Source organism: Polyangiaceae bacterium (assembly GCA_016715885.1).
In the GTDB taxonomy this organism is placed as follows: domain Bacteria; phylum Myxococcota_A; class Polyangia; order Polyangiales; family Polyangiaceae; genus Polyangium.
Genome location: JADJXL010000025.1, coordinates 715,353 through 728,062 on the forward strand (window position 1 = coordinate 715,353; position 12,710 = coordinate 728,062).

2 protein-coding genes are annotated in these 12,710 nt (G+C 60.3%); both read right to left on the reverse strand.

Annotated features, from left to right (window positions below; all coding sequences use genetic code 11):
* Positions 1–142 precede the first annotated feature (142 nt).
* Positions 143–11,419, reverse strand: coding sequence for a tetratricopeptide repeat protein (locus IPM54_37955; protein MBK9265561.1), 11,277 nt, complete (start codon positions 11,417–11,419; stop codon positions 143–145).
* Between the two features lie 68 nt (positions 11,420–11,487).
* On the reverse strand, positions 11,488–12,378 hold the full coding sequence (locus IPM54_37960; protein ID MBK9265562.1) for a tetratricopeptide repeat protein: 891 nt from the start codon (positions 12,376–12,378) through the stop codon (positions 11,488–11,490).
* Positions 12,379–12,710 lie beyond the last annotated feature (332 nt).

The window sequence follows — 12,710 nt, forward strand, 5'->3', positions numbered from 1 at the left end:
GGCCCCCCCAACGTGAACCAAGCCTCGCGAAGCGCGCGTCCCACGCGCGCGAAGCGAGCGTTCAAATCTAGACCTGCTTTCAAAAGAAAAACGCCGGGCGGCATAGAAACCACCCGGCGTCTTCACTTGTTACGCGCCCGTATTATTCGGAACCGATGGCGATCCCGAGCGACTGGCGCAGCGTGAAGTACTGCTCCGAGACGGAGAACAGGAGCAGTTCCTTGAGCTTCTCCTGAGGCGGAAGATCACCGGGCTGCTGCGGCTCGGACGCGATGATCTTCTTGGCAATCTCGAGATCGCCGCAGAGGAGGAAGCCGGCACGCGTGGCCGTGATGTCGACGCATTGCGACCAGCGCTTCAAGTTGGCCTTGGCGCCGTCGGCGACGAACTTCTTCACGACCATGCGCAGACCCTCGAGCTGCACGGGCTGCATGAACTGTTTGATCGTTTGCGCCGTCGCCAGCACCTGCTTCTCGATGTCCGGCGGCGAAGGCGTGTCCGGTTGGACGAGCTTCATCGCGGCAAAGAGCAGCACCGTCAACTCCGTAACCGTCGGGAAGAGCGTCTTGATGTAGTGCTCGCCGCGGTACATCGCGAGGTGCTTGCCGATGATGAACGTGAGCTCTTGCGGCGAGAACCCGGTGAGTACCGTTTGACCAGCAACGGATGACGGAGGTTCGGCAGGCACGGCCACGAGAGCTCCGGGCACATCGCTGCGGACGTAGAGAGCGGGGCACGAGATGCCGAGCACCTGTGATGCCCACCCGAACGTACGAGCAAACGTGACGGTCGACGTCGCCGGATCCTGACGGAACCGCGGATCGAGAACCGGGCGCTCCTTCTTTGCCTCGAGCGTCATGATCTTCGCCTTGAGCGCCGCAGAAGCGATCATCTCGAAGATCTTGCCGATGTAGAGGTTCTCCTCCTCGTGGAAGAGGTTTCGGAGCCACGCCTCGTTGTCGAGCCGGCTCTTGACCTGGAGCATCCCCTGGGGCCGATAGTCCTCGAAGAACTTTTGCTCGTCTTCTTCCGACTTACGCAGAAGTGCCAGTGCCGCAGCCGTGCACCACGCCGGGTCGTACGCCTTCTGCTCGACGTACAACTGGTAGAGCTTGTGGTACGTGTCCGCGCTCGTCGGATCGATCTTCACGAGCGCTTGGTACTCACCAATCGCTTCATCGTTCTGAGCGAGGCTGGTGAAGAGCTGCGCGAGGATCAAATGCTCCTGCGTATCGTCAGGCTTCAGGCGTGACGAGATCCTGAATGTCTCGACCGCCTTTTCGTGATCCTCGAGCCGATCGCGATAGATGAGGCCGAGAGCGTGCCAGAGGGTGAACTCGAGGTCGACGTTCCCCTTGCCCGCGACGCGGTGGATCATCTTTCGATACGCGCGCTCGAGCTGCTTCCACTCCTTCTGCGCGGTGAGGATCTTGTTGATGCGCTCGAACGCATCGAGGAAGCCCGGATCGAGATCGAGTGCGTCGTTGAAGAGATCGACCGCTCGATTCATGTCCTCGAGTTTGTCGCGGTAGATCTGCGCCATCGTGAAGAAGTAGCGCGACTTGCGCTTGGGTTGCGGCTCGAGGTCCGCAATACGCTGCAAGCACTCGACCATCTTCTCCCAGTGGCTGAGCTTCTGATAAAGCGCGAGCAGCGTGTGGAGCAGCTTGTGGTTCTGCGGCTCCAGATCGAGCGCCTCTTCGAGAGCTTCGACGGCCTTCGGCGAGTTCTGATCCTTCTCCCACGTGTCCGCGATCTCCTGGAGAACCTTGAAGCGCTCGGCACCATCGATGATGTTGTCGAGGATCTGGCGCTTGTAGTGCGCCACTTGCTTCCAGTCCTTCAGGTTGTCGTAAACGCCGACCATCGCGTCGAGCGTGGGACGATGCGCAGGCTCGACTCCGAGAGCTTTCTCGAAGTTGTTGATCGCCTGCTTGGCTTGCCCCTGCGCCTGCTTGATGAGCCCGAGCTTGTAATAAACGTTCGCCCGTTCCTCGGTCTCCTCCTCACCAAGACTCGTGAGCACCTTCTGGTAGTTTGTCAGGGCACCCGCCCAGTCACTCAGCTTGAAGCACACGTCCGCGAGGCCGCGAATGGTCTCTTGGCTCGTTAGATCGAGCTGATATGCAGCTTGGTACGCCTTGAGTGCCGGCTCGAACTTGCCCAATGCGACGAGCACTTTGCCGAAGATGTTTTGCAGCCGATGCTGCTCGGGCTTCTCTCGCTTGCCGCTCTTCTTGACGAGCATTTCCGCGAGCGGTTCGGCCTTGGCCCACTTCTCCGTATTCACGTACTCGTCGAGAAGCGGCATGGCCGCGTCCTCGTTGTCCGCATCGCTCTGAAGCGCGAGCTCGTACGCCTGCACCGCAAGCTCGTGCTCGCCGAGCATGTCGTCGCGCAACTTGCCGAGCTCGACGAGGAGTTTGGCGCGCGGACGAGGCAGCTCGGTGTTCTGCTGCTCCTGATCCAAGTAGCGTTCGGCCGCGACCCAATCGGCGGAGTCGATGGCGATGACACGCAACGCCGCAAGCGACGGGACGTGGGTCGGATCCAGATCGAGCGCCATCTGGAAGCGATCTTGGGCAAGCACACGATCGCCGAGTTTGTCCTCGAGCTGCTTACCGATGCGGTAATACATCTCGACGCGCTGCTTGCCGTCGGCGGTCAGATCCGCGACGCGCGTCATGTATTCGATGGCGCGGTGAGAATCGTCCTGCTTCTCGTAAAGCTTCGCGAGAGCCTCGAGCGCCGTGATGTGCTTGTCGTCGAGGTCGGTGATGTTGAGCCAGGAATCGATCGCCTTGTCGAAGTCCTGAAGCTCTTCGGCGTACACCTTCGCCGTGTGCGCCCACAGCTCGATCTTCTTCTGCCGATCGATCGTCGCATTGATGTGCCGATCGTAGGTGTTGATGAGATCGTGCCACTGGCGGAGGCGGCGATAGCAGCGCTCGAGTGATTCCAGCGCGAACTCGTGGTGAGGATCGATGTCGACCACTTGTTCAAGGCGCACGGCCGCAAGGTCAGGCTTGAGGAATTGCTCTTCCTGATTCTTGGCAATCTTGAGCAACACCTCGATGCGCTCGCGCTCGGTCGTGACGACGTCGAGTTGCATCTCGAGGACGCCGACGAGATCGGGCCACTGATGCGTCTGGTTGTAGACGCGTTCGAGACCACGCATGGCCTGCAGGTTCGACGCGTCGACTTCGAGCACCTCGCGATAGATCTGCCCCGCCTTTTCGATGAGGTTCAGGTCTTTCTCGTAGATGCCTGCGCAACGCAGCTTCGTGAGCGCAATCTGCGCCGGATCCGTCTGCGACTTGCCCTTACGGGTCAGGATGTCGACGAGCTCGTTGAGCAGATTGCGATCGGTGTAGATGCGGTCGAGCGCATCGAGCGCTGGGAGGTGGTACGCATCGACATCGAGGGCTTGCTTGTAGAACGACACGCCCTGATCGACATCGACGTTCTTCTCGAGAACCTCGCCGAGCTCCGTGAGGACTTCCTTGCGATCGGTGTCCTTGACGGCGATGTCGCGCGCCTGCTGCAGCAACTGTCCTTGCTGTTGCCACTGGCCACCCTTCTTGTGGAAGTTCGCCATTTGCCGCAGCACCGAAACGTTGTTCGGATCGATCGTGCGCACTTTCATGTAGTACGGCTGCGAATACTCGGGATGCCCGAGATCCTCGGCGTACCACTTCGCCAAGTGCAGACAGAGCGTGATCGTTGGCAGCGGCTGCGTCTCGGCCTGTAGCCAACGGTTGGCGTTCTGCACGAGCTCGGGCCAACGGTTCGTCGCTTGCGCCATCCGTTCGAGATAACGAACGGTGTCCATGTTGTCGTAATCGAGCTCGAAGGCCGTCATGAGAGCGTCGAAGGCCTGCGGTTTGTCGTCGAGCTCCTCTTCGAAGACTTTCGCGACTTTGCGCAGGATTTCGGTCTTCTCGTTCGTGTCTTCACGCGTGTCGAGGCGCGCCAAGTAAAGCTCGATGAGCGGCTCGGCTCGGTGCGCAACGGCGTGTAGCTCTTCGAGCGCCAAGTACGCCCGATCGTGCGTCGGCTCGATCTCGAGAACCTTCTCGTACGCGACCGTGCCCTTGTCCTTGTCGTAGACCTGGTGCTCCCAGATGTCCGCGACCTCGAGGTATTCCCGGACCTTTTCCTGCGGATCCTCGTACGCCGCTGCGCGACCCATCTTGACGTCGATCACCTCCACCCATCGCTCTTCGGCACGGAGGAGGTTTTCGAGCGCCGCCATGGCCTCGAAGTCACGCGGATCGACCGCAAGCAGCTTCCGCCACGCGTCGATTGCGTCGTACGGCTGCTGCAAGACGTTCTGGTAGGTCAAACCGAGCTCGCGATAGAGCGCGATCATGTTCTCGGGCGGAAGGAACCCACTGCACCGATCGACCGTCTGATGCAGAACCGTCACGAGCTCGTTCGGTTGCCCCTCGTGCGTGGTTCGCTTGCGCCAGATCTCTGCGATTGCGTAGAGCGCTTCGGCATTCGCGTATTCGATGTCGAGTGCGCGGTTGTAATCGTCGAGCGCCAGATCGTCGCGATTGAGCTGATCGTTGTAGAGCTTCGCGCGCCGCAAGAGCACAGCCACGCGACCCTCATCCGTTTCTTCCGCGTCGAATTGCTGTTCGAGCACTTCGCACAACTCGCCCCAACGTGATTCACGTTCGTACAAGTTTGCCAAGGCAAACAGTGCTTCGGTGTCCACGCCGAGATCGAGGACCTGCTTCCACATGTCGATCGCGGCCGTGATGTTGTTCAAATGCTCGGGAGCGGCGAGCAAGCGCGCCATCTTCGCGCGCACGTCACGCTCGTTCGTCGTGATCTCGAGCTCGCGGTTGTAGACGTTCATGAGGTCGTTCCACGAACCCTTCACGCCATAGAGGCGTTCGAGCGCATAGACTGCAGCCTCGTTCTGCGGCTCAAGCTCGTCGAAAAGCCGGCGGAAGGCGCGAATTGCATCGTCGACCTGTCCAAGCTGCTCCTCGTAAACCTGACCGAGACGGCCCCACAACTCGATGAGCTCGTACGGCTCGAGCGGTACCTTCACCCGCTGTTCGAGGATCTGCGCAAGCTCTGCCCAGCTCTCGAGCGACGAGTAGATCCGGTCGAGCTCGACGAGCGCCTTTGGCTCGAGAGGCTCGACACCGAGCACATAGCGATACGTCTCCTCGGCCTTGGTGATGTCACCAAGTTCTTCCTCGAAAACGCGCGCCAAACGCAGGCCCGTGGACGTCTGCACGTCCTTGTCCGCATGCAAGCCGAGCACGTCCGCGTAAGCGTTCGCGACCGCCTCCCAACCGCCGTCGGTCACCCTTCCAAGACGCTCGATTTCCTCCAGCGTCTTCTCGTCGGTCGGATACTCCTTCAGCGCTCGCACGTAGATACCGAGCGCGCCGTCGAGCGCCACGAGTCGTTCCTCGTAGGTCTCGGCCATGCGGTAGTACATCGCGCGACGCTCTTCCGGCTCCTTCAGATGCGTGAGCTTCGCTTCGAGCACGCCGAGGAGCTTCTCCCACTCATTCGACGTCTCGTAGAGCGGTTCGAGCGTCTCGCCGATCTCTAGCTGCCGAATACCTCGGCCAAACAAGCCTTCGAGCGCTTCGAGCGTCGTTCGATGATCGGGCGCGTTGGTCAACACCTCGCGATAGGCCGCGATGGCAGCGCCTAGATCGTCCAACTGAAGCTCATAGATCTGCCCCAGCCGGTACTTGAACTCCAAACTCTCTTCGCCGCTCGCAATCTCCGCTTCACGCGCGAGCACGGGAACGAGATCCGTCCACCTCTCGGTCATCATGAAGAGGCGGTCGAGCGACGAAATCGCTTGGATGTTCTCCGCGTCGACTTCGAGCACGCGACGATATCGCGCGACCGCGTTGTCCACGTCCTCGAGCTGCGTCTCGAAGATGCCCGCAAGGCGCAAACCGAGCTCGACGAACAAATCGGGCTGCTCGCCAAGCTTGTTGAGCTCTGCGTCATACAGCGCCGCGACGTCCTTCCATCGCGACACGTACCCCGCCAAACGCTCGATGTTCGCAAGCGAGTCCTGGTTCGTAATGTCGAACGTGACTGCACGTGCGTACGTGTCGAACGCAGCCTGGTGGTTGCCGAGCATCTCCTCGTGCAGCCGCGCAATGCGATGGAGCAGGTCGACCCTGGCGTACTGATCGTCAGCCTTCGTGACCTGCACTTCGAGGACACTGATGAGTTTGTCCCAGGATTGCGCCGTGTCGTAGATGGGCTCGAGCACGAGCGCGGCGCCGAGTGGATCGCGATCGCCACTCTTGATGCCTTCGAGCGCAATCAGTGTCGGCTCGTGATCGGGCATCACCGCCAACAGATCGCGATACAGCTCGATAGCTCGCTGAACGTCGTTCAGATGCTTCTCGTACAGCTCTGCGATTCGGTAGTTGTAGGAAATCTGCTCGGCCGGATCGCCCGTGATGCGAGACAGGTGCTCGAGAATGCCAAGCAACTCGGGCCAGTTCTCCGACTGCTGGAACAGCACATCGAGACGGCCAAGCGCCTGCAAGTCGTCCGGATCGAGCTCGAGTACACGTTGGTACGTGTCGATCGCCGCCGGCACGTCCTTCTGCTCGCTCTCGTAGACCGCACCCATTTGGTAATAGATGCTCTTCTTCTCTTCCGTGTCGGGGACGAGCTCGATCTTCTTCGTGTAGACAGCGAGCAGATCCTGCCACCGGGACAAACCGAGGTAGAGGTTGATGAGCTGATCGATGGCGCTGAGATCCTCAGGATCGAGATCGAGGATCTTGCCGTACACCGCGATCGCCGCATCGTGCTTCTGCAGCACGTCTTCCTCGATCGATGCAGCCTGGAAGAGCGCGCTCTTTTTCTCGCCAAACTCGTCGAGGATCTCAGCCTTCTGCTGCAAAACCTCCGAAAGCTCCGGATACCGCTCCGCCGCACGGAACAGATTCTCGAGCGCCTCCGCTGCTGCGAGGTTGTGCGTGTCGATGCGAAGCACCGTTCGGTAGTGCTTGATGGCGCTCTCGACGTCGCCGAGCTCCTCGTAAACCCGTGCGCTCATCATGAAGAGCTGGCTTCCAAGCTCGGGCTCCTGCTGCGCAGCCGCGAGGTCTTCGAGCACCTTCGCTTGATCCGCAAGCCGGCCTGTCGCTCGCGCCAATCGATCGAGCGCCTGTTGCGTCGTATCGAGCGCTGGATCATGCGCGAGCGCCCGCGCATGCGTATCGAACGCCGCGTTCAGATCACCACCCGCATCTTCGTAAAGCGTCGCGATCTGATGGAGCAGCTCCACCTTGCGTGACAGATCGTCCGTGCGACGAACCTGCACTTCATGCACGCCGATGAGCTTCATGAAGTCGCCTGATGCTCGATAAAGCGGCTCCAAGATCTCGGCGATCTTCTCCTCGTATTCGCTCAGCTTCCCGAGACGTTCGAGGGCGGAAAGAGCTTCCGCATTCGACGGTTCACGCTCGAGCACCTGCCGGTATCCCTCGATGGCCGTGTCGAGCAAGTCCATCTTCGTTTCGCGTAGCGACGCGAGACGCAGCATCAGACGAATCTGCTCCTCGTCCTCCGTCGCGTAACGAAGCTGTTGTTCGAGATTATCGGCGAGGTCTTGCCACATCGACTGCCGCGAAAAGAGGCCGTCGAGCTTCGTCAGCGCAACGTGGCTCGTCGGATCCTCACGCAACACTTCCTGATAAGCGGCGATGGCGTCTTCGGGTCGCGAGAGTTTTTCCTCGTACACGATCGCCATCTGATCGAAGAGCACCTCGCGATCAGTGAACTCGGGCGCGATCGCAATGCGCCGTCGATACACCTCGATGAGGTCCTGCCAGCGCTCGGTGCGCGTGTAGAGCGCATCCATTCCGGAGAGCGCCTCGGCGTCCGCCGGGTCGATCTCGAGCACGCGCTTGTAACCATTCGCCGCGTCCTCGACCTTGCCGAGCTTCTCGGAAATGCCAGCCAAACGCATCCAGTACTCGCGCGCCAAACGCTCGTCGCTCAAACCACCCGCGATCTCGCTGAAGACCGCGAAAAGTTTGTCCCACGAGTTCGCCTGTGCCGCGAACTGCTCGAGCTCGCCACGCGTATCCGCATTCGACGGATCGTCACGCAGTGCGCGACTCTGCGCTTCGAACGCTCGTTCGAGACTCGAAAGGTTTTCCGCTGCAACTCGCGCAACCTTGCGGAGCAGGTTCACGCGCGCGCTTACGTCACCCTCGGCCGCCGCGAGAATTTCGAGCGATTGAATGAGTTTTTCCCAGTCACCACGTGATTCGTAGATCTCTTGCAAGATCTCGGCAGCTTCCGCTCGCAGCTCCTCGTTCTCGAGAAGCGCTTCGAGCGACAAACGCGCACCCTCGTGCGTCGGATCGAGCGCAAGGATCTCCCGATAGTTCTCGAGCGCGCCGTGCGGGTCCTGCAAGTGCTTCTCGAGCGTCGAGCCGAGGCGATACTTGAGGTCGACGGTGACCGCGTCGCCGAGGTTCAACTCGATGCGACGCTTCAGCACATCGACGTACTGCTCCCATTGCTCTTGCAAACGGTAGAGCGTGTCGAGTGCTTCGAGCGCAGGAGCATCGGCCGGATCGTCTTCGAGCACCTCGTTGTAGGTCGCAATCGCGCTTCCGCGATCGCTGAGCTCGTTGACGAACAGCTCGGCGATTGCGTACCGAATCGTCTTCTTTGCTTCGGTATCGTCCGCGAGCTCGAGCTTGCGCTTCTGGATCTCGAGTAGTTCGTTGAAGCGCGACGTGCTGCGATAGAGACGTTCGAGAGCGGAGATGGCTTCGGCGTTCTCGCTGTCGGTGTCGTAGACGGCGCGGAACTGAGCAAGCGCATCGTCGATGCGATTCACTTCGTCGACGAGCACGCTTCCAAGGCGCAGTCGAAGGGCGATCCCGAGATCCCGATCGCTCTCGGCATCTGCCTCTTCGATCATCTTGCGATACGAAGCGATGAGAGCTTCCCAGCTCCCCGTGGCACGCGCGACGCGTTCGACGTCGTCGATGCACTGCGTATCGCCTGGTGCGATCTCGAATGCCGACAAGAAGCGTTCGAACGCCTTTTGCGGCTCCTTGAGCTTCGTCTCGTAGAGAGCTGCAACCTCGCGATACAGATCGAGACGCGTCAGAGGGTCTTGATCGTGCGAAAGCTTCACTTCGATGGCGGTCGCAAGGCCCTTGGCGTTGTTCGATTGGGTGTAGAGCGGAATCAACGCTTCGGCTGCAGGCAAGTACGAAGCATCGATCGTCCAGACCTCTTCGTATGCCTTCATCGCGCGGTCGGCCTTTTGCTTCTGTTCGAGCCAGAGGCGCGCGGTCTTCATGAGCAAGCTGATCTTGTTCTTGTCGTCGGACTCTTTGGCCTTCTGGCCTTCGAGCACGCGAATGAACTCGTCCCACTTGCCGCCCTCGGCATAGAACGGTTCGAGGTCATCCCAGCGTGCGACCTTCAAGTACAGCTTCTTCAGCGCTTCCTGCGCTTTGCGCTCGCTGGGGTTCAGCGTGAGGAGCTGCTGCCAAGCTTCGATGGCCGCATCGTCGTTGTTGATGCGTTCGCCATAAAGCGCGCCGAGTTTGCCGAGCAGTGTTTCCTTGGCTTTGAAATCGGCCGTGACCTCGACCTGCGTCTGGAGGATGGCAGCGAGTTTGTCCCAGTCTTTCGCACGCTCGTACAGGCCGGACAGGGCGTTGAGCGCTTCGACGTTCTCGGGATCGTCACGAAGAACTTCGTCCCAAAGCTCGATGCACACCTCGGGCTTCTTGACGCGTTCGGTTGCAAGCTTGGCGATTTCGAGGAAGCGATCGGCGCGAGCAGAGCCGGGCGGCATGAGGCTCGCTTGGCGCTTGTTCAAGCCGATGAGTTTTTCCCAGTCGCGACGCTTTTCGTAGCTCTCCTGCAGGTACTTGATCGCAGGCGCATTCGCTCCATCGATGGCCAGGATCGCCTCGAAACACTTCACGGCCTCGGCCGCGTTCGAGAACTTGCCCGTGTAGAGCTCAGCAGCCTTCGAGTAGTAGTCGATCTTGTCGGACGCATCGGGCATCGCCTCAGCGAGCTCGATGAGCGTCTTGACGTACTCGTTGTATCGCTTGGCGGCCTCTTGCTTTGCCGCCTTCGCCTTGAGCTCTTCGATCTTTGCCCAGTCCACCTGGTCCGCCTCTTCTTCGACGACCACCGTGGACTCCTCGCCGCCTTCGTCGACCGCCGTGGACACTGCAACCTCCGCCTTCGTCGCCGCAACACCAGCCGTGGACTCGGTCGCCGCAGCACCGGAGGCAGATGCACTGCCAGCGCCGAGACGTTCGCCCGTTTGCGATTCAAACAATTTCAGCACCGGATGATCCGGTGCGACATTCGTCAGCTTCTCGAACGAACCTCGCGCCAGTGCGATGTTCCCAAGATGCTGCCATGCAATCGTTCCAGCCTGCGCAAGCATGAATGCCGAGTCACTGGCGCCTTTGGCCAGTAGTTTGTCGGCGAGCTTGGCAACCCGATCCCAGTCGCCTTCCTTCGCGCCCCAAAGATCGCGAAGAAAAGAGAACGCTCCTTCTGCACGCGGATCGTACTCGAGTACTTCTTCGAGCAGCTTCGACCCGATCTCTGCGTTCTGATGCCGCGTTGCCCAGCGCGCGCCATATCGCAACGCTGCCGCCGCTCGGTCTGCCCCTGACAAACCGTCGAGCACGCGACGCTGCAACTCCACGAGGCCCTGCAAACGATCCTCTTCGGCAAGAATGCTCTCGTAGAGCGCGGCAGCTTGCCTGTCGATCGGGTTTGTCTCGTACGCCCGAGCCAGGAGCGATTCGAATTCGGTTGGGGCAAACCGTCGCGCGAGCCTCGCCGCACGCAAGAAGCATCGCGCTCGGTCGACGCCGCTGCTCGACGCATCGTTCGCCTGCTGCAAGAGCGATGCGACATGAGCTTCCCAGCCGTCCTGGTCAGCCTGCGCATCGGTCAAACCAGCACGCGCTTCTTCGCTCGCTCCACCCGAAGCGCCGAGTGCTCGTGCGTAGGTCTCGACGGCCTTGTCGTGCTCGCCGAGATCGCCATAGACGTCCGCGAGCTCGACCAAGAGGGGCGCAGCATCGGGACCATCACCGATCGCCTTGAGCTCGAGCTCGAGAAGGCGCTGCACCATGTTTGTCTTGCCAAGCTCCCAATAGACGAGCCGTGCTGCTCGAAGAGCTTCCGTAAGCCCCGAGTTCAGCTTGAACGCGTCCTGGAGATGCTTGAGTGCCTTGACACCTTGCAGGAATTTTTCGTCGAGAAGGCGTCCCAGCCGCAGATGGCAATTCGCCTTCGCGACAGGATCGGTCTCGCTCGCAAGCTGCTTTTCGAGCTCGTCCGCGAGCCCCTGCCAATCACGTACCGCTTCGAGATGATTCAGACGCTGCGCAAGATCCATGGATTCCTCGGCCCCTGGCCCGATCTACGAAAGGCTCTGCAATCGACGTCGCCGACCCACTGCCAACTCTAACTGCCGCCAAGCTTCGTAATGAGGGATTGCGATTGCTCGCATTCCGTCTTGTACACCGCAGCTTTCGCGCCCTTGCATGCGCGCGTGCTGAAGCCCTTCAGCATCTGCACCGCTTCCTGCGTGCGCGGCGGTTCGAGCACCGCGTAGGTACTTCCGAGCATGAACATGATCTGTATCGCTTCCGCGCCCTCCGTCCCCGCAACTGCTTTCGCCGCTTCGAGTTCCGCGACGCGCTCAGCCACGGATTTACGCTCGTTGTACACTTCCGACTGAAGTACGTGCACCCAGAAGAGCGACTTGTCGCCAGGCTTCGCGAACGCCTTCGCTTCCTTGAGCACCTGCTCGGCCTCGTTCACGTACCCGAGATTCAAGTAGAGATCCGCAAGCGGCGGATAGTACCGAAGCTCCGTCGGCTGATGCTCGATCGCCTTCGTGTAGTTCGCGAGCGCATTTTGTTCATCGTCTGTCCACAAAAACACGTTCGCTAGCTGGTGATAACAGTCGGCGAAGTTCGGGTCGTTCTCGATGCACTTCTGATAAGGCTCCTTCGCCTCCTCATAAGAGATCGTCTTCTTCTTCGCCTGCATCTCGAGCGCATATCCACGCTCGAACCAGTAGTTCGCAAACTTCGGTGCGAGCTGCGCGGCGCGAGTCAATGTCGACGCGACTTTGTCCCAGTCTTCCTTCTTCTTGTGGGCCATCGCGAGCTTGTAGAAGATGCGATGGTTTGTCGGGTCAAGCTTGGTCGCTTGCTCGTACTTGTTGGCCGCACCTTCGGGATTGAGTGCGAGATCCTTGTCTCCGGCGTTCGCGAGAATGACGGCCTCCTGCCGGTTGCGACTGCAACCGAGACCCATCAAGCTCGAAACCACGAGACACGACGCCATCAACATTGCGCCAAGCTTCATTGCTTCGCTCACCTTTCTCGAGGACGGCTCTACCGTCCCCTCGCGCTCTGCGTAGGGGAATGCCCCTGCGACCACGCCCTGCTGCCTAAATCACGAGACAAAGCCCCGATCTCGCAGACGAAATCGCTACCGCCTTCCGCCGAAAAGACGTATCGAGGCGGGGCGAGAATAGGCGGAGCGCACGGGGAAAGTCCAGCGTCGAGTGGATCCGTCCGTCATGCCGAACCAAGGGGGCGCGGGCCGCATGCTAAACGCGCAGGTCGGGAAACAAAAAAGCTGCGCCCCGCGAGTTGGAAAAACCCGCGGGGCGC

Excerpts from the sequence above, each read along its gene's own strand:
- IPM54_37955 (MBK9265561.1), bottom strand. The coding sequence starts at position 11,419 with ATGGATCTTGCGCAGCGTCTGAATCATCTCGAAGCGGTACGTGATTGG.
- IPM54_37960 (MBK9265562.1), bottom strand. The coding sequence starts at position 12,378 with ATGGCGTCGTGTCTCGTGGTTTCGAGCTTGATGGGTCTCGGTTGCAGT.